Source organism: Actinotignum saccati, from assembly GCF_051265055.1.
Lineage (GTDB): Bacteria > Actinomycetota > Actinomycetes > Actinomycetales > Actinomycetaceae > Actinotignum.
Genome location: NZ_JBOZCC010000011.1, coordinates 39,388 through 65,233 on the forward strand (window position 1 = coordinate 39,388; position 25,846 = coordinate 65,233).

Annotated in this window: 22 protein-coding genes, 1 tRNA gene and 1 pseudogene; 22 read left to right on the plus strand and 2 right to left on the minus strand. The window is 60.3% G+C overall.

Features of this window, described 5'->3' with window-relative positions:
- Positions 1–8: 8 nt before the first annotated feature.
- The 18 genes and pseudogenes from ACRQEC_RS08430 to ACRQEC_RS08515 all read left to right on the plus strand — a co-directional run.
- Positions 9–974: pseudogene (locus ACRQEC_RS08430) on the plus strand (ABC transporter permease); the annotation flags it as partial.
- Positions 971–2,041 carry an ABC transporter permease gene (locus ACRQEC_RS08435; protein WP_284890480.1) on the plus strand — a complete coding sequence of 357 codons (1,071 nt, stop codon included), beginning with the start codon at positions 971–973 and terminating at the stop codon, positions 2,039–2,041. The pseudogene ACRQEC_RS08430 and the gene ACRQEC_RS08435, both read left to right, overlap by 4 nt.
- Before the next feature lie 26 nt (positions 2,042–2,067).
- Positions 2,068–3,075, plus strand: coding sequence for a dihydroxyacetone kinase subunit DhaK (locus ACRQEC_RS08440; RefSeq protein ID WP_284890478.1), 1,008 nt, complete (start codon positions 2,068–2,070; stop codon positions 3,073–3,075).
- On the plus strand, positions 3,075–3,722 hold the full coding sequence (locus ACRQEC_RS08445; RefSeq protein WP_026428450.1) for a DAK2 domain-containing protein: 648 nt from the start codon (positions 3,075–3,077) through the stop codon (positions 3,720–3,722). Before ACRQEC_RS08440 ends, ACRQEC_RS08445 begins: the two co-directional genes overlap by 1 nt.
- Before the next feature lie 308 nt (positions 3,723–4,030).
- Positions 4,031–5,011, plus strand: a complete 981-nt coding sequence (gene mvk, locus ACRQEC_RS08450; RefSeq protein WP_284890477.1) for a mevalonate kinase — start codon at positions 4,031–4,033, stop codon at positions 5,009–5,011.
- Complete coding sequence (mvaD, locus tag ACRQEC_RS08455) at positions 5,008–5,982, plus strand: diphosphomevalonate decarboxylase (RefSeq protein WP_284890476.1); 975 nt, start codon at positions 5,008–5,010, stop codon at positions 5,980–5,982. Before mvk ends, mvaD begins: the two co-directional genes overlap by 4 nt.
- A 73-nt stretch (positions 5,983–6,055) precedes the next feature.
- Positions 6,056–7,159, plus strand: a complete 1,104-nt coding sequence (locus ACRQEC_RS08460) for a phosphomevalonate kinase (protein ID WP_284890474.1) — start codon at positions 6,056–6,058, stop codon at positions 7,157–7,159.
- Positions 7,156–8,292 (plus strand): type 2 isopentenyl-diphosphate Delta-isomerase, encoded by a 1,137-nt coding sequence (gene fni, locus ACRQEC_RS08465; RefSeq protein ID WP_284890472.1) that lies wholly within the window; start codon positions 7,156–7,158, stop codon positions 8,290–8,292. The genes ACRQEC_RS08460 and fni overlap by 4 nt, the downstream gene beginning before the upstream one ends.
- 757 nt (positions 8,293–9,049) lie before the next feature.
- Positions 9,050–9,373, plus strand: a complete 324-nt coding sequence (locus ACRQEC_RS08470; protein WP_284890470.1) for a hypothetical protein — start codon at positions 9,050–9,052, stop codon at positions 9,371–9,373.
- Positions 9,374–9,767: 394 nt separating this feature from the next.
- On the plus strand, positions 9,768–10,109 hold the full coding sequence (locus ACRQEC_RS08475) for a helix-turn-helix domain-containing protein (RefSeq protein ID WP_284890468.1): 342 nt from the start codon (positions 9,768–9,770) through the stop codon (positions 10,107–10,109).
- Between the two features lie 805 nt (positions 10,110–10,914).
- Positions 10,915–11,835, plus strand: a complete 921-nt coding sequence (locus tag ACRQEC_RS08480; protein ID WP_284890467.1) for a transporter substrate-binding domain-containing protein — start codon at positions 10,915–10,917, stop codon at positions 11,833–11,835.
- 98 nt (positions 11,836–11,933) lie between these two features.
- Positions 11,934–12,593, plus strand: a complete 660-nt coding sequence (locus ACRQEC_RS08485) for an amino acid ABC transporter permease (protein WP_284890466.1) — start codon at positions 11,934–11,936, stop codon at positions 12,591–12,593.
- On the plus strand, positions 12,577–13,374 hold the full coding sequence (locus ACRQEC_RS08490; RefSeq protein WP_284890465.1) for an amino acid ABC transporter permease: 798 nt from the start codon (positions 12,577–12,579) through the stop codon (positions 13,372–13,374). The genes ACRQEC_RS08485 and ACRQEC_RS08490 overlap by 17 nt, the downstream gene beginning before the upstream one ends.
- Complete coding sequence (locus tag ACRQEC_RS08495) at positions 13,371–14,360, plus strand: amino acid ABC transporter ATP-binding protein (RefSeq protein WP_284890464.1); 990 nt, start codon at positions 13,371–13,373, stop codon at positions 14,358–14,360. Before ACRQEC_RS08490 ends, ACRQEC_RS08495 begins: the two co-directional genes overlap by 4 nt.
- A gap of 5 nt (positions 14,361–14,365) precedes the next feature.
- Positions 14,366–15,532 carry a hydroxymethylglutaryl-coenzyme A reductase family protein gene (locus ACRQEC_RS08500; protein WP_284890463.1) on the plus strand — a complete coding sequence of 389 codons (1,167 nt, stop codon included), beginning with the start codon at positions 14,366–14,368 and terminating at the stop codon, positions 15,530–15,532.
- The gene (locus ACRQEC_RS08505; RefSeq protein ID WP_284890462.1) at positions 15,533–16,708 is read left to right on the plus strand and encodes a hydroxymethylglutaryl-CoA synthase; all 1,176 of its coding nucleotides are present in this window, start codon (positions 15,533–15,535) and stop codon (positions 16,706–16,708) included.
- A 291-nt stretch (positions 16,709–16,999) separates the two neighbouring features.
- A complete protein-coding gene (gene hemQ, locus ACRQEC_RS08510) occupies positions 17,000–17,728 on the plus strand; it encodes a hydrogen peroxide-dependent heme synthase (protein ID WP_284890460.1) in 729 nt (242 codons plus the stop codon).
- A gap of 120 nt (positions 17,729–17,848) precedes the next feature.
- The gene (locus tag ACRQEC_RS08515) at positions 17,849–19,114 is read left to right on the plus strand and encodes a ferrochelatase (protein ID WP_301575424.1); all 1,266 of its coding nucleotides are present in this window, start codon (positions 17,849–17,851) and stop codon (positions 19,112–19,114) included.
- Here the strand turns inward: ACRQEC_RS08515 and orn are convergent, their stop codons facing one another.
- Positions 19,115–19,858, minus strand: coding sequence for an oligoribonuclease (orn, locus tag ACRQEC_RS08520; protein WP_407707005.1), 744 nt, complete (start codon positions 19,856–19,858; stop codon positions 19,115–19,117).
- A 121-nt stretch (positions 19,859–19,979) separates the two neighbouring features.
- Positions 19,980–20,052: transfer RNA gene (locus ACRQEC_RS08525), tRNA-Arg, on the minus strand.
- A gap of 165 nt (positions 20,053–20,217) precedes the next feature.
- On the opposite strand from ACRQEC_RS08525, the gene ACRQEC_RS08530 reads away from it, so the two are divergent.
- The 4 genes from ACRQEC_RS08530 (at position 20,218) to ACRQEC_RS08545 (ending at position 25,788) form a co-directional block, all read left to right on the plus strand.
- Entirely contained in the window at positions 20,218–21,762 is a 1,545-nt protein-coding gene (locus ACRQEC_RS08530) for a GTPase domain-containing protein (protein WP_284890458.1), read from the plus strand.
- 20 nt (positions 21,763–21,782) lie between these two features.
- The gene (locus tag ACRQEC_RS08535) at positions 21,783–23,198 is read left to right on the plus strand and encodes a GTP-binding protein (RefSeq protein ID WP_284890457.1); all 1,416 of its coding nucleotides are present in this window, start codon (positions 21,783–21,785) and stop codon (positions 23,196–23,198) included.
- A 60-nt stretch (positions 23,199–23,258) separates the two neighbouring features.
- On the plus strand, positions 23,259–23,459 hold the full coding sequence (locus ACRQEC_RS08540) for a YlcI/YnfO family protein (RefSeq protein WP_284890456.1): 201 nt from the start codon (positions 23,259–23,261) through the stop codon (positions 23,457–23,459).
- A gap of 256 nt (positions 23,460–23,715) precedes the next feature.
- Positions 23,716–25,788: a YobI family P-loop NTPase gene (locus ACRQEC_RS08545; protein WP_284890455.1), complete on the plus strand. Its 2,073-nt coding sequence runs from the start codon at positions 23,716–23,718 to the stop codon at positions 25,786–25,788.
- The last annotated feature ends 58 nt before the right edge of the window (positions 25,789–25,846 follow it).

Sequence of the window (25,846 nt, forward strand, 5' to 3'; positions counted from 1 at the left end):
TCCTTGCTGTTCTCATCGTCCTCGTCGTCGTGATGTCAATTGTGAGTAGGGATTTCCTACAAATCTCGACACTCTTCGCGATTATTAGGTCGTCGATTGTTCCACTTATTTTCGCGCTCGGCGTTCTGCTTGTTATTATCTCGGGCGGGATTGACGTATCCTTCGCGGCGATTGCGGTCTTCTCCGCCTATGCGACGGTGACCGCACAGTTAACCTTTGCGGTGGATTTCGGTCTGATTGGTTCTTTCCTCTTCGCGATGGTGCTCGGAACGTTGCTGGGTCTCGTCAACGGTTACATCATCTCGAAATTCCGGCTCCCAACGCTCATCGTGACCCTAGGTACGCAGGGCATTTTCCAAGGTGTCCTCATGACCTACGTTGGCTCGCGGTATATTGCCGATCTTCCTGCTGGAATGGCAAGCGCCTCCACGGTTAACCTCGTTACCCTGCCCACCGCAAATGGTGTGGCCTTACTCCACGTCATGATTATTCCGGCGGTGGTGCTGACCTTGGCAGTTAGCTGGCTCCTGAACAGAACCATGTTCGGGCGGTTTATCTACGCCATTGGTGGTGACGAAGAATCCGCGCGTCGTGCGGGCATTAACGTCAAAAGTGTTCAGATGCGGGTGTACATGATCGTTGGCGTGATGGCCGCGATCGGGGGCGTTATCTATATGGTCATGGGGCGCTCCGCTAGCCCGAAAGAACTCATCGGAGGTGAGCTCGATATTATCGCCGCTGTTGTGCTGGGCGGCGCGTCGATCTTTGGCGGATACGGCTCAGTCAAGGGCACCGTTCTCGGCGTGCTGCTAGTGCAGCTCATCAATAACTCCCTCATCCTCGTGGGCGTTCCAAGCGCGTGGCAGCGTGCGGCGGTCGGTGTACTCCTCATCGTGGGTGTCAGTATCCAGGCCATCTCCGCTAAACGTGCGCGGAAACAGGTTGGTGTTCTTCCGGAAGAGACAGTGAAATGATGACAGAAGTAAAAGATCCGACGAATAAGATTTCGTCGCTCAATGAAAAGATCGACCGGTCAACAAAGAGATTTCACTCGACGTTCCGTATGAACCGATCTACCACCCAGATGTCGTTGCTACTGGTGGGAACCTTTGTGGTGTTTGCTATTGCGAACCCGGAAACATTCCTTTCCATGGTGAACGTCCAGAATATGGCTCTTGCCGTTCCTGAAATTGGCTTGCTCTCCATTGCGATGATGATTTCAATGGTGACGGGTGGAATCGATCTTTCCCTGGTTTCCATCGCGAACCTCACTGCTATCACTATCTCAACGACGTTCACAGCGGTGGCGAATAGTGATCCAGCCATGGCTGAAAATCTGGGGATTCTCATTATCCTGCTGGGAATTCTGGTTGGTGTGGCAGCTGGTGCATTCAATGGGTTCCTCATCGCAAAAATTGGTGTTACTCCGATTCTGGCAACACTGGGAACAATGCAGATCTTCAACGGTCTGGCGGTGGTGTGGACTGGCGGTAAAACGCTGTACGGCTCACCGAGTGCCCTCACAGCTTTCGGGGTCAGTGCGGTTGCCGGCATACCTACATTGTTCTTCGTATTCCTTGCAGTTGCCTTGGTTGTAGGATTCTTGCTCAATCGCACACCTCTGGGCCTGCGCCTTGAACTGCAGGGCGCCAATCCGGTTGCGGCGCGTTATTCCGGAATCAAATCAAGCACGTTGCTGATGCGCAGCTATGTGCTGACCGGATTCATCGGCGCGTTAGCGGGCGTTGTGTTTATCGCGCGTAACCCAACTGCCTCAGCAGATTACGGCGCTTCCTACGTCCTACTCGTCATTGTGATCGCGGTGCTCGGGGGAACGAACCCTTCGGGTGGATACGCCACAGTCTTCGGAGTATTTCTGGCGGCCCTCACTCTTCAGATTGTTCGGTCTGGCTTTACTGCTATGCGTTTATCACCATTCCAGTACGCGATTGCTCAAGGCGTCATTCTGGTTGCTGTATTGGTCATAGACAAAATCGACTGGAGGAAAGTTTTCCATAGATCAACCCCTAAGAAAGTTTAAGTCCCCTTCCAACACAAAGGATTATCATGAAAAAGATTATTAATGATCCGAATAAGTTTGTCGATGAAATGGTCGAAGGCATCCTTCTAGCTGCGCCGGAAGACCTGAAGACCCCGGGCGACGATCTGCGAATTCTCGTGCGTGCAGACGCTCCGGTCGCCGGGCAGGTAGGAATTGTGACGGGCGGCGGCTCGGGCCATCTTCCGCTTTTCAAAGGGTACGTCGGCAAGGGGCTGTGTTCGGGCGTAGCCATCGGCAACGTTTTCTCCTCCCCGTCCTCGCAGCAATGCTACGAAGCAGCGAAGGCCGTAGACGGCGGCAAGGGTGTGCTCTTCCTTTATGGAAACTACGGAGGAGACGTCTTTAACTTCGATCTCGCTACCGATTTAGCTGAGCTTGACGATATCGAGATTAAAACGGTGCTCGGTCGGGATGACGTAGCTTCCCAGCCGAAGGAAAAGGCTGAAGATCGCCGCGGTGTTGCGGGAATCTTCTTCGCCTACAAGACCGCCGGAGCTTCGGCCGAACGCGGCGATGACCTTGAGACGGTCGCCGCAATCGCGGAGAAGACGGTGTCTCGCACGGCAACCATGGGTGTGGGCCTGTCTCCTACGATTCTTCCCACAACGGGTGAGCCGAGTTTCGACCTTCCCGATGGCGAGATGGAAATGGGAATCGGCATCCACGGCGAACCGGGAATTCGGCGCGAACCGCTCCGCACCGCTGACGAGATCGCCGATGAAATTCTCGAGGCTATTGCCGCGGATCTGGAGATCACGGCGGGTGATCGGGTGGCTGTCCTCGTCAATGGCTTGGGAGCAACTCCCTTGGAAGAACTCTATGTTCTTTACCGCCGCGTGCATCAGCAGCTGACGGCCAAGGATGTTGTGATCGAACGCAAGTACATTGGCGAATACGCAACCAGTTTGGAGATGGCAGGAGCATCGATTTCGCTCCTCAAGCTCGATGATGAGATTCTCGAGCTCCTCGACGCGCCTGCACACTCGCCCTTCTTCGAACAAAAGGAACACTAATGAAAACTCCCGAACTTATCTCGACTATCAAAGAAGCATTGGGTTTGCTTATCAATTCTGCGGATGAATTAAGGGATCTTGATCAGCTATTAGGTGACGGCGATTTGGGTATTACGATTTCGGCCGGTGCCAATGCGGTCATTGGTGCGTTGGAATCGGCCGATCCTAACCAGAAGCCCTCGCAGGTGACGCGAACCTGCGCGAAGGCTTTCGCGAATGCGAACCCATCCACGATGGCTGCGCTCGTTGCCGGTGGGCTTCTCGCTGGATCGAAGATCTGGGGTGATAAAGAAGAGATCTCACGAACCGATGCTGAAGCATTCATGCGCGCTGCTGCGGAGAGTATCGCTCAGCGCGGAAAGAGCAAGGTGGGGGACAAGACGATCCTCGATGCCATTGTTCCGGCGTGCGATGCGGTGCGTGATTGTGCGGAAGACGCGGACGCAACGGACGCAGCGATCAAGGCTGCTGCCGAAGCCGTCATCACAACCCGCGATTTGCAATCGCGCCGTGGCCGAGCCTCGTGGCTGCAGGACCGCTCAATCGGGCTTCAAGATCCGGGAGCCACCGCATTCCTGAGGCTTTTGGAAGCCTGGCGTGATGCCATCGCCGGAGAAGTTTCCGAACCCTTGGCGCGTATGCAATAAGTATCGCGAGTGAGTAAGCATCGCGAGCGAAGTGGGGGCGGAGCGATTATCGTTCCGCCCCCACTTTTTCACCACTTGAGATCCGCGACTTCTCTAGCAGAAACCCATGCACTCACGGTATTTCCCACATGAACGCGGTGAAAACTCGCCGTGCGCGAAAAATCGCGGAAAACGTGGCGCGCGCTATCCTCACCGTCACTCCACCAAATTCTCGGTACCATAGGGGAATGACCAGCGCGGAGCCGTGCCCCGCGCAGCCAGGGCAAGTACAGGTAGGCCGCTCGCGGCCGTGACAAGGAGCCGCACAGTTGAGCCAATCGCAATCCTTCGCGTTCGATACCCAAACCCGTATCCCCAAGGTACGCATCGGGGTCGGCCGCGCGCACGGCAAGGCGATCCTATTCGGCGAACATGCCGTGGTCTACGGCGCCCCGGCCATCTCCCTGCCCGTTCACGTACTTCCCGTCATCGCCAACGCCACCATCACCACCGGCGAATCAACCATCAGTTCCGAACTTTATCGTGGCCCGGCCGCCACCGCCCCGGAGCGCCTGAGCCCCGTGGTTGCCGCTATTGACGCCGGCCTCGATTTCGTGGCTCCGGGCAGCTCCGCCCACGTCACCATTTATTCCGATATTCCTTACGAGCGCGGGCTAGGTTCCTCGGCCGCGGTCGCTGCCGCTATCGTGTCGGCCATCGCCGACGCCGCGGGAGTGCGCCTCTCACCCGCCGAGCGTTTCCTCCTCATCCAGGTAGCCGAACGGGTGGCCCACGGTCGCCCTTCCGGGATGGATGCCCACGGCGTCGTCGCCGATACTGTTATTAAATTCCAGCGCCCGGACGTCACGCCCCTCATCGTGGCGCGCCCCCTCCACGTGGTTATCGGTGATTCCGGGGTGCCCGGCGCCACCCGGCAGGCCGTCGGTTCGGTGCGTGAGCTGCGCGAAAAGTTCCCGGCCAAAGTGGAGGCCCTGGTCGCTCGCCTGGCCGGATACGCGGCGGACGCGGAAATGCAGCTCGCAACGGGGGACTGGGCGAACATGGGGGAGAATATGTGGCGCGCCCACGCAACCCTCGCGCAACTGGGCGTCTCCTCCCCGGAACTAGACAGCATGGTAAACGCTGCTCACAGCGCCGGGGCGCTCGGCGCGAAGATGACCGGCGGCGGGATCGGTGGGTGCGTCATCGCCCTGGCAGAGAACAGTGCTCACGCGAAAGACATCGCCGCGGCGCTGAGCGCTGCGGGTGCGGCAAACGCCTGGTCCACCTGGGTGGAGGCCAGCAAATGAGCACTGCGCGCGCCCACCCGAATATCGCCCTCATCAAATACTGGGGGAAAGCGGATGACGAGCTCATGCTTCCCGCCGCACCGTCCGTTTCCCTCACCCTCGATATTTTTCCGACGACGACGACAGCCCGCCTCGCCCCCGCCGCCCAGCGTGACCGACTCATTCTCAACGGCCAGGAAGCGAGCGAAAAGGCGCTTAGCCGGGTAGAGCGAGTGCTCGATGTTATCCGCGCACAGGCCGGGCGCAGCGAAAAACTGCTGGTCATCAGCGATAACGAAGCGCCAACCGGCGCCGGAATGGCTTCCTCGGCTTCCGGATTCGCGGCCCTGGCGCTCGCGGCCACCACCGAATACGGGATGGATGTAAACACCGCTCACCTCTCTCGCCTAGCTCGGCGTGGTTCGGGATCGGCGTCGCGTTCGGTTATTAGCGGGGTGGCGCTCTGGCATGCCGGAACAGATGAAGAATCTTTCGCCGAAGAAATCCCGGCCCCACCGCTGGCCATGGTCTCGGTGGTATTAAACACTGCTCACAAGAAAATTACTTCCCGGGAAGCGATGGTCACCACCCGCGCTACCTCGCCGTACTACCGCGGTTGGGTGGAATCCACTCGCGAGATGGCCGCGCAGATGGTGGAAGCCTGCAAGGCGGGGGATATGCGGCGCATCGGCGAGCTCACCGAGCTATCCGCGCTGCGCATGCACGCCCTGATTATGAGCTCCGAACCGCCGATTCATTACCTGACGTCCGCATCCTGGCGCGTTTTTGAGCTGGCCCGCACCCTGCGCGGCGTGGGACTGGATGTGTATGCCACCGCCGATGCCGGCCCGAATGTGGTGCTGCTGACCCGCCCCGAGCTCGCCGCCGAAGTGGCACGCCACGCCGAAGCCCTCGGCGAAGTAAACATTGCTCACGCGGGGAACGGTGCTTACCTTGTAGCGGAACCGGATGCCCACCGCGCGGTGTCTTAAGCCGCCGGCGTGAGAGCAGCCCCGCGGTGCGTTACAGTTGCCGAAGGAACGCGGGAAGAACACGGGAGGTGTTGTGAGCGAAGCAGATAGCTTGAGTGGAGCAGATACAGAGCAGGCCTCCGCGCGCATCCACGCCAATGCGCCGGGCAAGCTCTACATCGCGGGGGAGTACGCCGTGGTGGAAGCCGGCCGGCCGGCAATCCTTATCGCGGTCAACCGTTTTATTGACGTTGTTCTTACCCCGGCAGAAGGCTCTGGCCTGGTGCGTTCCCACGGTAACGGTTTCGCACCGCTCTACTGGCGCCACGAAAATGCTCTCCCCGTTTTTGATGATATCGGCTCCGATTACGCCGCCAACGCCATCCGCATCGTGGAAGCGTTGCGCAGCGAACGTGGCCTGGAAGCCCGCCACTACAACCTTGATATCACCTCCGGCCTGGTGGAAGAGGATGGCCGTAAATACGGCCTGGGTTCTTCGGCAGCGGTGACGGTGGCCATCGTGGATGTGCTCAATCGTTTTTACGATCTCAAACTCACTCTGGAGGAACGCTACAAGGTTGCGCTGCTGTCCGTTCTGGAGCGGGCTCCGCGGGCCTCGGGCGGGGATATTGCTGCTTCCACCTACCGCGGCTGGGTCTATTACCGTTCCCCGGACCGCGCGGGCCTGAGCGAATACGTGCGTGGCCACAGCGTAACGGAGACCCTGAGTGCCCCGGCCTGGGATCCGTGGGCGGTGGAATCGCTGCCCGCCCCCGCCCGTGAAGAACTTTTGGTGGGCTGGACGGGCCTGCCCGCCTCCACCGAACACCTGGTTTCCGGGGTACAGGCCCGCTCGCGCGGCGCCTACTTCCCCGGTTTCCTAGACGAATACGAGGACGTGGTGGAACGCCTGGCCACCCAATTGCGCACTGGCGGCAGCATCGGCGCGGAGATCACCGCCGCGCGCCGGCTCCTGCGCCAGCTGGGCGCCAGCTCGGGTATCACCATCGAAACCAAGCGCCTGACTCATTTATGCGACGTCGCCGCCGAGCTGGGGGGAGCTGCCAAATCATCCGGAGCTGGCGGGGGTGACTGCGGGATTGCCCTGGTGGGAAGCGATGTGGATAAAGACGCGGTATATCGGGGTTGGCGCGCGGGCGGCGTCGAACCGCTGAACCTGGCGGTGGTGGAAGGATGAACGCGGTGTATGCTGCCGGCGCGGCTGATACGAGCGGTTCGCGCGCTACGGGCGATGGAGCCAGTGCGCGGCAGGATACTTCCCGGGCGGCGCGCAAGGACGAGCACGTGGCTCTCGCGCGGGCTCAGGAGATCCGCCGTAATGATTTTGATTGCGTGGCGCCGATTCATCACGCGCTCGGCGCGTGCGACGTCGCCGCGGTGGACTTGTCCACGCAGGTCGGGCCCTTCACGTGGCCGGTGCCTTTCTATATCAACGGGATGACCGGCGGGACGGAAGCGACCGGGCGTATTAACCGGGTGCTGGCGATCGCGGCGCGGGAAGTGGGCGTGCCGATGGCGAGCGGATCGGCCTCGGTGGTCCTTGATGATCCGGCCGCTGCTTCGTCTTTTACCGTGATTCGGGAGGAAAATCCGCGCGGTTTCGTCATGGGCAATATTGGGGTGGGGCGCAGCGGTGCGGATGCTCGGCGCGTGGTGGAGCTTGTGGGCGCGGATGCCCTCCAGCTGCATCTCAATGCCGGGCAAGAAATTGTTATGCCGGAAGGCGAGCGGGAATTTTCCGGTTGGCGCGCCTCGGTGGAGGAGATTGTGGCGCAGGCCGGCGTGCCGGTGATTGTCAAAGAAGTGGGATTCGGGATTTCGCGGGAAACGCAGCGTGTGCTCGCGGATCTTGGAGTGCAGGTGGTTGATGTCGGGGGAGTGGGCGGCACGGATTTCGCCCGCATTGAAAACTCTCGGCGGGAAGCGCGTGAATACTCGTATTTGGCGGGCTTCGGACAGTCGGCTGCGCTGTGCTTGCTTGAGGCGGATGCCGGAAGCGGGCTTGACCTGCTGGCCTCGGGCGGGGTGCGCACTCCTTTGGATGTTGTCCGTTCGCTTATTTTGGGGGCGCGTGCGGCCGGCGTGGCTCGCCAATTCCTTGAGCTGGCGGTTCAGGGGGAGGAAGCAGCTGTGGCAGGTTTGCGTTCCTGGCGGGATCAGGTGCGCGCACTGCTGGCGCTGCTCGGGGTGCGGACGGTCAGTGCGGCGCGGCACTGCCAGGTGCTCATTACCGGGGAGCTGGCCGAACGGGCCCGGCTGCGCGGCGTCGATCTTGAGGCGTATGCGCGGCGTGGAGCTGCCTGGGCGTAATGAGTTTTCTGGCAAAGCTGGTTTGCGGCGGGTTCCAAGGAACCAAGTCTGTTGAAGCTTAAAAGTGGAATAATCCGGATTTTCTGTTGGTACGCCAGGGGAAATTCCGAATATCAGCAATCACTTCGGAGTGAGAGATAAATAAGGGATAGAAAAACCTGAGCCTTTGTAAAACCCCGAAATACCAACGTTTTGAGACGTGCGTTTGTGAATCGAGCGGGGGTAATTCTCCCACCTTTATCTGTGAACATTGAACTAGCTCATCTTCTCCGTTGAGGAAGAGACCATCGGGGAATGAGTTCAGATAATCGCCTCTCCAATTGAGGCAGAAACCTGATAGAGGTAGATACACTAAAGACATGGTTCTCGATTCTATCCAAGTGAACCATTTGGATGGATGCGAGCCTACAGGTCATGTGTGGAATACCTTGTTTGGAGAGGATGGGCGACGTGATTACGGGTGAGGAAGCGGAACGGATCGCAGCTGGGCGTCTGCGTAAGTATTACCCGGAATGTACGATTTATTCTCGTGGGTGGTTGGAGGACGATGAGTATTATAGTCCTAGCGTATTGCCTAAATATGAGACAATAAAGGGGCGCCCCGGTTTTTTCGTGAACAAGCAGACTGGTGAAGTTGAGGAGCATCACTATCGCCCTAATCGGCCTATTGCGGCTCGGTTAAAAGCAATGAAAGTAACTAGGCATTTGGTTCCCAAGGTGATATTTTGCCCTCAAACTGCTCGGGAGGATGAGAGCGGTGATTACGGCAAAGGAAGCAGAACGCATCGCCGCTGAACGACTACATGAGCTTCACCCTACATACAAGATTTATTCTTACGGGTGGGGTGAAGACGATGAGTATTATGCTCCAGTGTTGGATAGAGGCCATATATCGAAGGGGGAACCGGGTTTCCTCGTGAACAAGCAGACCGGTGATGTGGAGAAATATCAGTATTGGCCGAATAGTCCTATTGCGGCGCGGTTGAAGGCAATGAAGCGAACTAAATACTTGTTCCGTAGGGTGATTATTCGCCCGCGACGTTTCAGTCGTATGTGGAATACCTTGTTTGGGGAGGAATAAAGAAGTGATTACGGCAAAGGAAGCAGAGCGTATCGTGGCTGAATGCGTACATGAGCTTCACCCTACATACAAGATTTATTCTTACGGGTGGGGTGAGGATGATGAATATTATGACCCGATGGTTGGTACGGGCGTAGCGTCGAAGGGCGGGCCAAGTTTTCTTGTGAATAAACAAACCGGAGAGGTTGTAAGATTCCGGTATTGGCCGAATACTCCTATTGCGGAGCGGTTGAAGGCAATGAAGCGAACTAAATACTTGTTCCGGAAGGTGATTATCCGCCCTTAACGGTTGCCCACGTGAATTGGAGATGAAAGTACTCCGGCTCCCCTATGCGGCATGACCGGTTGTAATATTCTGGATCCGGGAGACACCAGATCAACAAGGAGTTCGACGATGGAGTTGATGAATGATTACACCCTCGCGGTAGGCCAGCAGGTTAAAAAATATCGCACTCATCAGGGGCTTACGCGCGAAGCACTTGCGGCAATGGCACAGCTTCCGCTTGATGCCGTAGTGAAGCTTGAATCTGGGATGGGTGATGTTGAGGGAGCTGTTCTTTATCAGCTCTCGGTCGCTCTCGGCGTGAGCATAGAAAGCCTTCTTTCGCTCGCTGATGTCAGTGACAAGGTAAGCTATGCAACTTGTTCCGGGATAGGCAAATCGGATGTGGAGAAGATGCGGGATACTGCGCTCGGCTATTTTGCCGATCTTGAATTGGTGTCAAGCGCAAGTTAGATCTGCACGACTCGGGCCAACGACTCGCCTTCCTAAGATGTATAAGAAGTAAAAGATGTATAAGATGTATAAGATGTATAAGATGTATAAGATGTAAAAGGTAGTAAAGGCAGAGATCTGCGGATAAGCATTGCGAGTAATCCGTTCATATCACAAGATAATTTGAGGAACGTCAAATCTCCTTCTCTTTGGCTTGGTGTAACGGATGGTATTACGCCGCTCATTTCGTGCGATAGTTTTCGGGAACTGTACTGCGCTCGTACGACATGTGAAGTACAGCTGTGAAAAACATATCGCCTCCCGCAGAGGCTCATGTGACCGCTGAGATATATGAGGTTGCCGCGTCTAGGCGTTGTGTCTGTGTAGAACAACGCCGCACAGCAGTCGCGCCTGACCTGCCCTAATAACCCCACTCCAGCACCTCCTTATGAGATGTCCCACAGGGGTGGTTCTTTCCTCAACTGGATTTCTGCGCGATGAGCGCCTAACGTAATCCCCATGGCGAACAGGACCACTCAGATGCACACCGCGATGCGCGGTGCCTGTGTGCGTACCTGCATGTGCCCCATGTGTTGCATGTGTTGCTGTCGCTAGTTCGTCAGCGGAACCCGAAAAGTTAGTTACCCCGTACTGAAGATCGGGCATTTTCGGATAAGCCAGCGCGGACAAGCGGTACCCCGGCGCTCAATTCCCGGGGAATAGCACAAGTGTGGATAATGCGATGTCCGCGGTGGCACGGCCTTGCGTCTCGTTCCCAAAATCCCGCATTATCCACGGTCACCCCAACACCAAGTAAGGAAGAACCGTGGCAATTGCACAAACCTCACGTATTCGTCGTCGCGTCCTGGGTGGGCTGTCCGCCCTGGCGGCGCTCACCATGGCCCTTACCGGGTGCTCCAGCCCGGATCTATCCGGCTCGGGTGACTCCGCCGGAACCGCCGCGGGTTCCGGGACCGGCGCGGGGAGCGCCACCGTAGGGGCCCGCACCCCCGAACAGATCAAAGAAGCCGGCTCGATTCGCATCGGCACCTTCGCGGACAAGGCACCTTTTGGCTCGCTGGTCGGGAAAAACACCTACGAAGGCTACGACATCGTTTACGGTGACCGCCTCGGTAAAGACCTGGGTGTCAAGGTCGAGTGGGTCCCGGTGGATGCCTCCTCGCGCGTGGAATTCCTCAAGTCCGGCAAAGTCGATGTGATCCTCGCGAACTTCACGGTGACTCCGGAACGCGCCGCGCAGGTGGACTTCGCTAACCCCTACATGAAGGTGTCCTTCGGTGCCGTCTCCAGTGCGAAGGATCCGGTGCGTTCGGAAGCGGAGCTCGCGAATAAAAATATTATTATCGTCAAGGGCACCAGCCAGGATGCGTGGATTACCGCGAATCACCCGGAATGGAAGGTAACCAAGTACGAGCAGTACACCGAGGCCACCAATGCCCTCACCGATGGGCGTGGGGATGTGTGGATTACGGATAATACCGAAGCCCTCGCCTTCACCGAACAAAACAAGGATTTCGTGACCGGGATCGCTTCCTTCGGGGAAGAATCCACCATCGCTGCCGCCGTGCAACAGGGGAATACCGAGCTACGCGACTGGATCAATAACAACCTCGTGGACCTCGGCAAGGAAAACTTCTTCCACAAGGACTTCGAGCAGACCCTCGCCCCGGTCTACGGCACCGCGATCTCTCCCGATGAACTCGTCATCGAGGGAGGGGCTCGCTAAAAGTTCCCTCCTCCCACACGCGCGGGCCGCCCGGCCCCAACAAAAGCCGCCCGGGCGGCCCGCGCCGGGGGAGAGTGAACATCACGCGAGGAGACTCCATGGATCTATCAGTACTGAGCGAAGCGTGGCCCCTGTACCTGCAGGCCATGCTCGTCACGCTCCGCATCGGCGCCATTGGCGTGGCCGCCTCCCTCCTCCTCGGCTGGGTATGCGCGGCGCTCGCGCATTTCCGGGTGCCTATCGCGCGCCAGCTTGTGGCCATCTACGTCGAGCTTTCGCGCAATACCCCGCTCCTTGTTCAGCTTTTCTTCCTCTATTTCGGCCTCCCGAAAATCGGCCTCACCCTCACCGGGGAAAGCTGCGCGATTATCGGGCTGACGTTCCTGGGTGGCTCCTATATGGCGGAAGCTTTCCGGTCCGGCTTGGAATCGGTGCCGCGCATCCAGCGCGAATCGGCCCTCGCCCTCGGGCTGACCCGCCGCCAGGTCCTCACCCGGGTCCTGCTCCCGCAGGCCGTCGCCGTGGCGATGCCAGCACTCACCGCGAATATTATTTTCCTCATTAAGGAGACCTCGGTGGTGTACGTGGTTGCCGTTCCGGACCTCATGTACCTGGCCCGCGAACATATGGGCCTGCAATCCACCACGCAGGAAGCACTGCTCCTCCTCACGGTGTGCTACACGATTATTCTGCTCCCCATCGCCCTCGGGGCGCGCTGGCTGGAAGGGAGGATGCGCCGCTATGCTGCCGTTCGCTAACGCCACCCTCGCTTCCGTATCCGCGTATTTTACGACGACGCACGGAGCACTCGCCTCCCTGCCCGCTCGCTTCACCTCCGCACCCGCGCCCACCGTTCCGACGAGCGGCGGGGAAGGCTGGCGCCCGCTCCTCGACCCGGAGAATCTTTCCCTCCTCTTCCAAGGGTTGTGGGTCTCGGTGCGCATCGCCCTCATCGCGATGGCGCTTTCCCTTGTATGTGGCACACTCCTGGGCCTGGTCATGGACGCGCGCTCGCGCCTGGTCCGTTTCCTCACCCGCGCCTACGTGGAGGTGCTGCGCATCATCCCGCAGGTGGTGCTCCTCTTCATCGTCTACTTCGATTCCACCCGCACCTTCCACCTCGATATGTCCGGCGAGCTCGCCGCGATTATCGTTTTCACCCTGTGGGGGACGGCGGAGATGGGGGACCTGGTGCGCGGCGCCATTGCCGCCGTCCCCGCCCACCAATACGAATCGGCCCGCGCGCTGGGGCTCTCCACCCGCCAGCTCCAGCGCCACGTGATTCTTCCGCAAGCGATCCGCCAGCTCATTCCCCTCACCGTCAATCTCACAACCCGCATGATTAAAACGACGGCGCTCGTCTCCCTCATCGGCGTCATCGAAATCCTCAAAGTTGCCCAGTCGATTATCGACCGGGAACGCTTCGACTACCCGGATGCCGCACTGTGGATCTACGGCGCGGTCTTCCTCATTTACTTCGTGGTCTGCTACGCGATCTCAGCCTATTCACGCCACTTGGAAAGGAAACTAGCACTATGACAAGCCCGGCATATTCCCAGCCCCTCGACCCGGAACTCGCCTTCGGCTCGCACGCCCTAGGCGCCGCATCTGCCCCCAGCCCGAGCGCTTTAGGCGGCGCATCCGCCCCCAGCCCGAGCGCTTTAGGCGGTGCATCCGCCCCCAGCCCGCTCGCTGTGCGTGGCGCGGCCGGGCATGCACAAACGCTGCGTTTAGTGGACGTCGATAAAACCTACCCGAATGGCGTGCATGCCCTCCAAGGTGTCTCGCTTGAGGTGGCGCCTTCCGAAGTTGTTGTCGTCGTCGGCCCATCCGGATGCGGCAAATCTACGCTACTGCGCACCATCAACGGACTGGAGGATATCCAATCCGGAAGCATTTCGTACGGCGAGCAGAACCTCGCGGAACCGGGCACGGACTGGACCGCGGCGCGTGCCCGCATCGGGATGGTTTTCCAGAATTACGAACTGTTCCCGCACCTGTCCGTCCTCGAGAATCTGCTCCTGGCCCCGCGAGTGGTGCGCAAAGCGCCCGCCGGCCCCACGCGCGAACGCGCCCTGGCGCTGCTGGAACGCGTCGGGCTGGCGAACCGCGCCGATGCGCGCCCCAGTCAGCTTTCCGGCGGGCAGAAGCAGCGGGTGGCGATTGTGCGCGCGCTCATGATGGAGCCGGAGGTGCTGCTCCTGGACGAAATCACCGCCTCGCTGGATCCGGAGATGGTGCGCGAGGTGCTCGACGTGGTCCTCGAGCTGGCCGGCGGCGGGATGACGATGCTGCTCGTCACCCACGAAATGAATTTCGCGCGGGCGATCGCGGACCGCGTGGTTTTCATGGATGCCGGGAAAATCGTGGAAATCGATAGTCCCGAGCGTTTCTTCACCCGCCCCGCCTCGGAGCGCGCCCGCGCCTTCCTCAACACTTTCGTTTTCGAACGCCCGGAGGACGGTGCGCTGACGGCGGAGGGGGAGAGCCGCGCGCCGGCCCCCGCCTTTGAGCCGGTAGACTGAGCGGCGTGACTGACTCGAGAATCACCCCAGACTCGCACACGCCCATCCCCACCAAATGGGTGGGCCCCATTCACATTTCCGGCCCCGTCCTCAGCGGCGCCGTGGAAGTCCCGCTCGCCACCTATGAAACGCCGCTGTGGCCTTCGTGCAACCGCGGCGCGGACGTCTCGCGCATGGTGGAGGGCGGCATCCGCGTGTGCGTGGCCGATGAGCGCATGTCCCGTTCCGTGCTTTTTATTGCCGACGACGCCGTGGCGGCTCTCTGCGCCGTCACCGAAATCGCGGCGCGGCGCTCCGAGTGGGAGCGAGTGGTAGCCGGGCAGTCGCGCTTCGCGCGCCTGCTGGATATCCACCCCGAAGTGGTGGGGAATTTACTTTTTGTGCGCTTCGAATTTTCCACCGGGGATGCTTCGGGCCACAATATGACCACCCAGGCCGCCGAAGCTCTCATGGGTGCGATATTGGCGGTGTGCCCGGAGTTGGACTACGGCTCCATTTCCGGCAATTACTGCATTGATAAGAAACCCTCCGCCGTCAATGGTATTTTGGGGCGCGGGCGGCGCACCATCGCCGATATTTTCATTCCGGATGAGGTGATCGCCAAGCGGCTGCGCAGTGATGCGCACCGGATTGCCGAATTGAATTACCGCAAGAACTGGGTGGGCTCCACGCTGGCCGGGGCGGTGCGGTCAGCGAATGCCCACTATGCCAATATGCTGCTGGCGGTCTACCTGGCCACCGGGCAGGACGCCGCCAATATCGTGGAAGGCTCCCAGGGTTTCACCCACGTGGAAGAACGCGAAGGCGGGCTTTATGTGTCTTGCACCCTTCCGCATCTCATCGTGGGGACGGTGGGCAATGGCAAGGACCTGCCCGGAATTGAAGCGGTGATGGAGCGCATGGATCTGGCGGATCGCAGCCGGCCGGCCGGGGAGAATTCCCGGCGCCTGGCAGCCATGATTGCCGCCACCGTGCTGTGCGGGGAGCTATCCCTGCTGGCTGCGCAAACCAATCCGGGTGAGCTCATGCACGCACACCGTAAATTTGAACGCGGCGGGGCACCCGCGCCGGCCAACAGTGCTTCTGTGAACAGTGTTTCCGTGAACGGTGTTCCGGTAGGGCAGCCCGGCGGCTCTACCGGTCAACAGCACTCACGTGGTGAGGAGGACTAAGTGAATATCGGCATTGACGCACTGGCCTGCGCCACCTCGCATTACTGCCTGCCGCTCGGGGATATGGCGGAAGCCCTGGACGTGCCCGTGGGTAAATATCACGTGGGGCTCGGCCAAGAGCATATGAGCATCCCGGCCCTCGATGAGGACGCCGTCACCCTGGGAGCCCAGGCCGGGGCCCGCCTGCTGGCCGCCACCGGCACGGAGGGAATCCGCACCGTCATCTTCGCCACCGAATCCGGGGTGGATCAGTCGAAATCCGCCGGGGTTTTCCTGCACGCACTCCTCGGGCTGCCGCACCACATGCGCACCGTGGAAATGAAAGAAGCCTGCTACGGGGGGACCGCGGCGCTCCAGAGCGCTCTCGGTATTGTGGCGCGCCACCCCAAAGAAAAAGTGCTGGTGATCGCCGCTGATATTGCCCGGTACGCGGCGGGCGGAGCTGGCGAACCCACCCAGGGCGCCGGCGCCGTGGCTTTCCTGGTGAGCGCGGAGCCACGCCTCCTCACCATCCCCGCGGTGAGCGGCGTTTACACCGCGGATATTAATGACTTCTGGCGCCCGAATGATTCCAGCACCCCGCTGGTGGACGGCCACCTCTCCATGGACGCCTATATGGATGCCCTCACTGGAGCCTATGATGATTACCTCGCCCAGGGCGGCATCCCCGCAGCTCAACTGGCTCGTTTCGTTCACCACCAGCCCTTCGGGAAAATGGCCCGCAAAGCCCACGCCCGCCTCATGGCCCACACGGGCGACCCGCGCGGCGATGAGGTGATCGAAAGCGGCCTCACCTACGGGCGCCAGATAGGTAATTCCTATACGGCAGCCCTCTATATCGGCATCCTTTCCCTGCTCGGCACCGACCCGGGTGATCTGACCGATACCCCCATCGGGCTCTTCTCCTACGGCTCGGGAGCGGTGGCGGAATTCTTCACCGGCATCCCGGTGGCCGGCTACCGCGAACGACTGCGGGAAACCGAGGCGGATGCGGAAGGCGTAGCCGCGATGCTGGCCGCGCGCGAACCCATCGATTTCCCCACCTACCGCGTTTTGCACGGCGCCCTGCGCACGGATTCCGCTGATTTTTTGACGCCGCCCCAGACCACCGCGCCCTTCCGCTTCGCCGGGGTGAGTTCCGGGGTGCGCCAGTACGAGGCGCGGGCGGAGAACTAATACGCTAAGCCCGTGCGATGCCGGCGCTCAAACTCAGGGCGCAGCCGCGCGCCACGTGAACAGTGCTTGCGGGTTGGGGAGTGGGAACGGGGCGGCGTCGTCGTACCAAGATGGCGACACCCACGTGTGCGGCGCCCCGCAAAATAATCGTCTTTCGCATCGAAACTCGGCGATACTGGAGGGGAGCCACCCGCGCCGCGCCGGGCGAAAATCGGCAGTCTCCGAAATCTGATACAGTTTTTCTGCGCGTGTCAAGTGACGAAAGACTTAGGAGACAGTACGATGGGGAACATGACTCAACGACCCGCAGATGTGGAACCGAACTGGAGCGTCTCCGGCGGCGACCACCATCCTGATACCGAATACACGATTTACACAGTTGTTCATCGCCCGGCCGGCAGCCCGGCCCCCGCGGATCTTTCGAATGCCACGGCGCGCATTGATGACGTTATTGCCGCGCATCCGGACGTTACCTTGCGTGGCTTCTACGATCTGTCCAATTTGCATGAGCATGCCGATCTTATGGTGTGGGTGCACGGGAAGGACCTCGCCCCGCTCCAGGATTTCATGCGTGATCTGCGCACCACGCCGCTGTTTGAAAACCTCGACGTGACCTGGCAGGTTCCCGGCGTGCACGTGGCCGCGGAATTCAACCGCATGCACGCGCCGGCTTTCCTGGTGGGCGATAAGCCGCTGACCTGGCTGTGCACCTACCCCTTCGTGCGGCACGCCGATTGGTACCTCATGGACGGCAAAGAACGCGCCGTCCACTTGCGCGAACACGGTATGGCGGCCTCGAAATTTGAGGGGATTCTTGCCAATACGGTGGCGTGCTTCGGGATGTCGAATTACGAGTGGATGCTCGCCTTTGAAGCCGAAGATCCCACCCAGATTGTGGATCTCATGCGCGCCATGCGCTACACCCAGGCGCGGCGCTGGATGAAGCACGAAACGCCCTTCTTCTTCGGGCGGCGGTGCGAAACCAGCGAGCTCGCCAAGATTCTGCGCTACGAAGCCTAAACGGTGTTTACGCCGTAAACGGCATTTACGGAGAAGGATCGGTGACGCACCGTCACCGAGTAAACAGCGCTCGCGCAATAAGCAGTGTTCACGGATAAGCAGCGCTTACACAGGAGATTCATGGACTACCAAAGCCAACAGACCAGCGCCGCCCTGGTGGCCGAACGGAAAGCTCCGCGTGCCACGCGCATCACCCGCGCCCCGGGCGAGCATATTCTCGCGGGAAGCCCCGCGGTGCAGCACGCCGCCGCGCGCGGGGAGCACTGGGTGAGCGAACCGACCGCTTACGATGCCATCGTGCTCGCCTCTTTCGGCGGGCCCAACGGCCAGGAGGACGTGCTGCCCTTCCTGCGCAATGTCACGGCGGGGCGCGGCATCCCGGATGACCGCCTCGAAGAAGTGGCGGTGCACTACCGCCTCAACGGGGGCAGCTCGCCGATCAACGGGCAAAACGCGGCGCTGCGTGCCCGCCTGGAAAGTGAGCTCGCCCGGCGCGGCCACAATATTCCCGTCTACTGGGGCAACCGCAATTGGGAGCCCTATATTTGGGAAGTGGTGCGCGAAGCGTACGAGGATGGCCACCGCACCCTGCTGGCGGTGCCGACCTCGGCGTATTCGGGATATTCCTCCTGCCGCCAGTACCGGGAGGATTTCGCGGACGCGCTCGAATACGCGCAGATCCCCGAGGATATGCGGGTGGATAAACTGCGGGAATTCTTCGATCATCCCGGTTTCGTGGTGCCCTTTATTGATGGCCTGGCGGCTGCCTACACCCAGATGCGGGAACGCGGTTTTGCCGCTGAGGAGATCGAAGTCCTCTTCACCACCCATTCCATTCCCAACCGCGCCAATGAGCTCTCCGGCCCGCCCGAGCTGGGCGGCGGGCTCTACCTGCGCCAGCACGAAGCGGTACGCGATGCTATCCGCGCCGCGGTGGAGGAGCAGGTGGGGGCGCACCTGAGCTGGCAGATGGTCTTCCAGTCGCGTTCCGGCCCGCCGCATATTCCGTGGTTGGAACCGGATATTAATGATGTTATTGAAACGCTGCCGGGGCGCGGGCGGCGGGCCGTCGTCGTCGTTCCTATCGGTTTTGTGTCCGATCATATGGAAGTGCTGTGGGATCTCGATAATGAGGCGCGGGCCACGGCGCAGCAATGCGGCCTGGCTTTCGCGCGGGTAGCCACCCCGGAAGAGCATCCGGCTTTCGTGGCTGGGCTGGCGGACCTGGTGGAGGAGCGCCTGGAGGGGCGCCCGCGCGCGCAGCGGGCCCACCTCACTGAGATGGGCCCGTGGTTCGATCTGTGCCCGGCGCATTCGTGCCGGAATCCGCACCTGCCCGAGCTGCGCGCCATTGGCGGCTTCATCGGGGAAGGTGTGGACGCGTAATTATTCGGTGGCTGCGGCGGTGCTGGCGGTTGCGGTACCGGTAGCGTCGGCGTCGGTTTCGTTCTGCGGCGCGGTGCTGGTAGCGCTGCTATCTCCGGCCGCGGTTTCGCCGGCCGCGGCATCGCCCGCCGCCAGCCGCTTCGTTTCGCCTTCCACGCTGCGGGCAGCCTGCTGGGCGGCCTCGGTCTCCACGCTTTCCGGGAAGAGCACCGCGCGGTAATAGCGCAGCTCATCGATGGAATCGTAAATGTCACCGAGCGCCCGGTGGTGCCCGAACTTCTCCGGCGACACAAAATACGCCTTCGGGTACCAGCGCTTCGTCAGCTCCTTAATGGAGGAGACGTCAATAATGCGATAGTGGAGGTAATCGACCAGCTCAGGCATGTATTCGATGAGGAACGTCTTATCGGTCCCCACCGAATTACCGCCCAGCGGCGCCTTGCCCTCCGGCACCCGCTCCTTGAGATAAGCAAGCACCTGGCGCTGCGCCTCGGCCACGCTCACCCCGGTCTCCCATTCCTTAATGAGACCGGACGAGGTATGCATATCGCGCACAAAATCATTCATCTGCGCGACCGCCGCATCGGAGGGCTTAATAATAATATCGATGCCCGCGTCCACCGGCTGGAGGTCACCGTCCGTCACAACAACGGAAATCTCCACCAGCTCATCAACGCGGGGATCCAAGCCTGTCATTTCGCAATCGATCCAGACAATCGGATCGTTCAGATCGTGGTAACTCACCCCTCCATTCTAAGCACACGCGCGCGGGCGGGCGCGTGCGGTCCGCGTGGGGAAGGGATGGTACGACGACGCCGCCAGCTGGCAGGCCGTCACTCCGCCACGGAGCTGTTCAATCCACGAGCGCCCCCGAAAGGATTCGAACCTTCGACCAACGGATTAGAAGTCCGGTGCTCTATCCACTGAGCTACAGGGGCCTGGCGTGCGCCCGCACAATATGTAACGAACTTTCACAATTCGCAATGAACTATCACGATGCGGAAAGAACGATCACGTTGCGCAGAAGCGGCGCTCTTAATGTACCCGAATCGGCGGCGCGGTTAAAACTACGCGCCCGCGTCAAAATAGTGAACAATAGAGGGGTGGCTCAATATCGTGATGTTCCTCGTCTCATCGCTCGCACTATCGACGCGCTCGATAAAGCGCGCTTTCCCCTTGCCCTACCCGGCTCGCGCGATATCGAAGCCGAGCGCACCCAGCTCATCACCCAGCTAAAAAACCGGGTGCTCCCGCGGATGGAACGGGAAGCCACCCCGGCGGTGGTGGTGCTCGGCGGCTCCTCGGGGGCCGGGAAATCCACCCTCTTCAATTCGCTTTTCGGGGAAGAACTCTCCGCCGCCTCGGTGCTGCGCCCCACCACCCGCACCCCGGTGATCGCCGTGCACCCGGAAGACGCCCCGCTCCTGGAAGGCCACGTGCTCACCACCCTGGCCGAGGTGCGCGAAAGCGCCGGGGCAATCCCCGGGCTGGTGCTGGTAGACGCCCCCGATCTTGATTCCGTGGATGCCGATAACCGCGCCTTGGCCCGCACCCTCCTCAATAGCGCCGACCTGTGGATTTTTGTGACCACGGCGTCCCGCTACGGGGATGCCACCGCCTGGTCGGTGCTCACCGATGCGCACGGGCGCGGGGTGACCACCGCGGTGGTACTCAACCGAGTCCCGGCCAGCGCCACGCCCACGGTGCGCGCGGACCTGGCGCGCCGTATGGAAAGCTCCGGGCTGGGCGACTCCCCGCTCCTCATCGTGGCCGATAACGGACCCACCGCAGGGCTCCTTCCTCCTGCCAGCGTGGCCGAGCTGCGCCAGTGGCTCGAATCCATGTCCGAAACCGGCTTCGGCCAGGCGCTCATCACCCGCGCGGATGCCGCCATGTTCCCGCATATGGGCGAACGCCTGGAACACATCGCCGCCGCGGTGGAAATGCAGGCCGAAGCCGTGGAACACCTGCGCTCCGTGGTGGAGCAATCCGCCACCGCCCCGCGCGAGGCCCTGCGCAAAGCCGCCCTCAGCGGCCGCTTCGGTGCCGGGGCCCCCACCACCGCCTGGCTTTCCGCAGCATCGAGCGGCGGGCCGCTGGCCGGTATCAACCCGGCCACCAGCCCCGGCCTGGGCGCGCGCGGGCGCACCGGGGCCCGCGACGCCGCCATGACCACCGTCTTCGAAGCGGTGCGCACCGCCGCGGACGTCACCCTCACCCAGCAGCTCAGCGAGGTCGCCGAGACAATTCTCACCGCCTGGGCCGGCGGGGTTATTGACACCCGCGAACTTGCGGCACAGGCCCGCACCGCCCTCGACCTGGATGCCATCCGTTTCCGCGCCTTCTCCGCCTGGATGAGCTACCTCAAGGGCGCCGCCACCGCCGCCCCGCCCAACCGCTGGTTCGGCACCGCCGGGATGGCCGCGGTGCTCGGGGCCGCAGCGGGGGGAGTGAACGGGGCGCGCCCGCTGGCCGAAGGACTCTACCGGGGCGGGGCGGTGCGCGAGGCCCGCGAAGAACTCGCCCGGCTCCTCGACGGTGCCCTCACCGAAGTCACGGAGGTATTCCTCAGCCAGCTCGGGGATGTCGAGCTCGGCTCGGGGCGCACGCTCCGGCTGCGCGCCGTCGAATTTAAAGACAGGTTCTAGTGGAGGAAGGGAAGAAGCTCATGGACACAGCCACCGTGACCGCGCGCTTGGAGCAGCTGCGCGGCGTCGTCGCTCAAGGAAAAGATCTGTTCGATCCGTATGTGCTGCAGCGGGCCGAACGGGAACTGGAGGAGATTTCCGGGCGTCTGGAGGCGGGGCTCGGCCTGACGGTGGCGGCGCTCGCGGGCGGCACCGGTTCGGGGAAGTCCACGCTGTTCAATGCGCTCACCGAGCTCAATTTCGCGGACGCGGGGGACGTGCGGCCTACCACCATGGATATCACGGCTTGCGTGTGGTCCGCGGCGGCCCGCCCCGTGCTGGAGGCCCTCGGCGTGAAAACGGAGCGCACCATTTCCCATAATTCGTTGCTCAATACCTCCCAGCGCGATCTTGATTCCCTGGTGCTCCTTGACCTGCCCGATCACGACTCGGTGAGCCTGGGTAATTCGGCGCTCGTCAATCGGATTTTGCCGCTCGTGGACGTGCTGGTGTGGGTGCTCGACCCGCAAAAATACGCTGATCACCTCATCCACGATTCCTATATCGCGGCGATGCGCGAACGCGCCGACCGCATGATCGTGGTCCTCAACCAGATCGATACCCTCCCGGAGGGCGGCACGGAGGCCATCACCGCGGATATCCGCAAGCTGCTGCGCGCGGACGGCATTGCCGATAGCGTCCCGATTTTCCCGGTCTCAGCGCTGCGACGGCGCGGGCTGGAGCCGCTGCGCGACGCCCTGGAGAAGGCGGCCGGGCTCACGAATGCCGCACTCGAAACCACCGCTGCGTATCTTGACGAGATCGGGGCGCGCCTGGGGGAGGGCCTTGAGGCCGCGCCGGTGGCGCTGGAGGCGGAGAAGGCCGAGGAGATCGCGCGCGGGCTGTCGGTGGCCTCCGGGGTGCCGGCGGTGGCCGAGGCGATTGCCGGGGTGGGCTGGCATGCCCGCGCCGTGGCGCCGCCCGAGCAGCCCGCCGCCACGGTGGTAGACGCGCACCGGGAAGCCTGGCTCGCGCACGCGAGCAGCGGCCTGCCCCGTTTGTGGGCGCGCCGGGTGGACGAGCGGGTGAGCGACGCCGCGTCTCTGCGCCGCGCCATTGGTGGGGCTTTGCGCGCCGTTCCGGTGCGGGGCGGTGGGCGCGGGGCGCTGCTGGGCGGCGTGCTCGCCGGGGTGCTGCTTGCCGCGGCGTGCGTTGGTGCGGGCGTCGCGGCGGTGGCGCCGTGGTGGGCGGCGGCTCTTGGCGCCGTGGTTGCGGTGCTGTGCGGTTTCGCCCTGGGATGGTGGGCACGACGCCGCAGCGCAGCTGCCCGGGCGCGGGCCTACCAGCGCGCGGTGAATAAGGAGCTGAGCGCGGTGGTGGAGAAGCATTGCGTTGCTCCGGCACGAGAGGTGCTCGATCAGTACGCGCGCGTGCGCCAGGTGGTGCGTGGGGAGTAGCGGCAGCAGTGCTCTTAGCTAAAACTTCCCCAAGAGTGGACCAGGCAGTAGGGTTGGCCTATGGGTGTGAGTAGCGTTGATGAAACCCGTGAGCGCGCTGCCGAGCTTGCGGGCGATTATGTGACCGTTGCGGCGCAGGAAGCTATCGAAGATGTCGTTGATGTTGTCGAAGCGGAGAGCGCTTGGGCGGATATTGAGTCCGGTAAAGAACGCCTTATACCTTTTGACGAGGTTGTGCGTTCACTTGAACTGGAAGATTAGCTTCTCGGTCTAGGTTGAGAGAATTCATGTTCCCTCTTATCGGGTGGGAGGTGCCAGTTCCGGATGTGCCAGCCTGCGCATCACGGAAGTTTCGCGTTTAGGTGATAATTTCGATTAGTTATCATGATCCATAAGACAACGCTTGCCTAAACGCTGGGACGATCATGCTTGTTCGTTAGGTTTGGCTTTTATGGTGCCCGGTGCTGGGTTGTGCGTTGACCTACGAAGTGCGTTTTGCTAAGGGGGCCTCATAGGGATGAGCGAAGCCGATCAGAAATCAGCCCAGCAAGCTTCTGCTGCGAGTGATTCAGCTAAGCGGGAGCCCGCTAAGCAGCCCTGGAACTTGATTCCGCTTACGCCGGAATATCTTGAAGCTGAGCATGGCGTCTACGTTGAGGCACTTGAGAATGCTCTGGAAAACAGAGCTATCCGCAATATCGCGCTATCGGGGAACTATGGTGTTGGAAAGAGCAGCATTTTGCGTGAACTCGGGCGGCGTCTTGACGGTCGTGTCGTCGAGCTCTCGCTATCAACGCTCGCTCCCGTGAAAGTCTCGAAGGATGATGTGGAGGTACCCCCTCAGGCGCTTACCCCAACCAACCGGATCCAAAAGGAGATCGTTAAACAGCTCCTCTATCGGGAGGATCCTCGGAAGACTCCAGCTTCACGATTTCGCCGTATAGAGGCTTTCCACTGGTGGAGAGAAGCTGGCATTGCCGCACTATTAGGTTTCGTTGTTGCCATTATCTTTCTACTGACCGGGTGGACGTCCAAAATAGTTTCGGCCATTCCTGCACTGGTTGGTTTAAAAGCTTGGGTGCATTTGGGAGTCTGGACTGTAGCTACTGGAGTGGTGCTAAGTACTCGTCGACTTTGTTATGGGAAGCTTCGCATCAAGCAATTCACAGCAGGGGCCGCGACGGTCACTCTTGACGATACGTCTGTTTCTTATTTCGATCAGTACCTTGATGAGATCGTCTACTTCTTTGAGGCATCGGATCGTGATGTTGTGATCTTTGAAGATATTGATAGATTCAACGATTCGCACATCTTTGAGACACTACGCACTCTCAATAATTTGTTAAACACCTCACCTCAGATCAAGGAGCCAGTACGCTTCATTTACGCCATCAGGGACAGTATCTTTGATCGAATTTGGTTGGAAGAAGAAGGCCGCGATTTTGAAACGAGTGCACCTGCAACTGAGGATTCAGCTCTTGCGGAGGCGGTGCGTGCCAATCGAACTAAATTCTTTGATCTCGTGATTCCAGTGGTGCCATTCATCACTCATCACAATGCCCGGGATCTAGCAACCCAGCTGATGGGGCAGATTGAACATAATATCGATCAGAGATTGCTCGATCTGGCATCCCGATATGTCCCTGATATGAGATTGCTCAAGAACGTTCGTAACGAGTTTATCGTTTTTCGTGACCGGATCTTCTCAGGCCAAGGGGAAGACCTTGATCTAAGTGACACAGAGCTTTTTGCCATGATGCTTTACAAGAGCACTCATCTGACAGACTTTGAGAATATCCGGTTCGGCACGAGTAAGCTCGATGAACTTTACAAGATTAGCCGTGACTTAGTAACGGAGAGTATCGAGCGGATTGAGCGGACGCGACAAGAACTTCAACAGCGCAAGCCGCTCGACGAAATGAGTGCTTTTTGTGATCAGATGGGGCAACGCTTATTAGAGTATATGAACCGGGCGGCTATTCCTGTCGGCTATCAGGATCTAAATAAAACTGGCGTATTTGAGTTAGATGGCGAAGTCGTTGACGACCTCCGAAGTATGCAGTTCTGGAAGACTTTCGTCACTCTTCCCGGGGACCCTGTATTGGAATGGTATGCCGAGGGACGTCCATTTGAGAATCTTTCATTCTCTCGGAGTTATCTTGCGGATCAATTGGGTGATTTTGTTGATATTAACAGTTGGCACGTGACGGATCAGGCTTCGCTAGATGAAGTTATAAACAAAAATAGCAAGGAAATTGAGTTTTTGCGTAGAGCTGATCTTGGCGAACTCATGGGGCGTTGGGATCTTCTTGTTATGTATAAGGGGGAAAAGCAGTCGCTCGATAGTGTGGCAGTTAAGTGCCTAGGAGAGGGACTCTTGTACAAGCTTATCCAGGCGGGATATATCAACCGCAACTTCTCGCTCTACACATCGACGTTCCACGGTGAAGTGGTTAGTGCGGCAGCAATGAATTTTATTATGCGTAACGTCAACCACAATCTAATGGATCCCCATTTTCCACTCACACCAAAGGATGTTGATGCGGTTGTAAATGAATGTCGCAAAGAGGCGCTAGTGCACTGTCCTTGAAATAGTTTACTGGTGATGGTATTATTAATCCATGTCGCACCCCGCTAAACCACTCGCC

Bases quoted from the DNA above. Each gene is read 5' to 3' on its own strand.
- fni (WP_284890472.1), top strand. From the start codon at position 7,156: ATGAACGCGGTGTATGCTGCCGGCGCGGCTGATACGAGCGGTTCGCGC.
- hemQ (WP_284890460.1), top strand. From the start codon at position 17,000: ATGACTCAACGACCCGCAGATGTGGAACCGAACTGGAGCGTCTCCGGC.
- ACRQEC_RS08475 (WP_284890468.1), top strand. From the start codon at position 9,768: ATGGAGTTGATGAATGATTACACCCTCGCGGTAGGCCAGCAGGTTAAA.
- ACRQEC_RS08545 (WP_284890455.1), top strand. From the start codon at position 23,716: ATGAGCGAAGCCGATCAGAAATCAGCCCAGCAAGCTTCTGCTGCGAGT.
- ACRQEC_RS08535 (WP_284890457.1), top strand. From the start codon at position 21,783: ATGGACACAGCCACCGTGACCGCGCGCTTGGAGCAGCTGCGCGGCGTC.
- ACRQEC_RS08540 (WP_284890456.1), top strand. From the start codon at position 23,259: ATGGGTGTGAGTAGCGTTGATGAAACCCGTGAGCGCGCTGCCGAGCTT.
- ACRQEC_RS08495 (WP_284890464.1), top strand. From the start codon at position 13,371: ATGACAAGCCCGGCATATTCCCAGCCCCTCGACCCGGAACTCGCCTTC.
- mvaD (WP_284890476.1), top strand. From the start codon at position 5,008: ATGAGCACTGCGCGCGCCCACCCGAATATCGCCCTCATCAAATACTGG.
- ACRQEC_RS08515 (WP_301575424.1), top strand. From the start codon at position 17,849: ATGGACTACCAAAGCCAACAGACCAGCGCCGCCCTGGTGGCCGAACGG.
- ACRQEC_RS08445 (WP_026428450.1), top strand. From the start codon at position 3,075: ATGAAAACTCCCGAACTTATCTCGACTATCAAAGAAGCATTGGGTTTG.
- ACRQEC_RS08485 (WP_284890466.1), top strand. From the start codon at position 11,934: ATGGATCTATCAGTACTGAGCGAAGCGTGGCCCCTGTACCTGCAGGCC.
- ACRQEC_RS08490 (WP_284890465.1), top strand. From the start codon at position 12,577: ATGCTGCCGTTCGCTAACGCCACCCTCGCTTCCGTATCCGCGTATTTT.
- ACRQEC_RS08435 (WP_284890480.1), top strand. From the start codon at position 971: ATGATGACAGAAGTAAAAGATCCGACGAATAAGATTTCGTCGCTCAAT.
- ACRQEC_RS08440 (WP_284890478.1), top strand. From the start codon at position 2,068: ATGAAAAAGATTATTAATGATCCGAATAAGTTTGTCGATGAAATGGTC.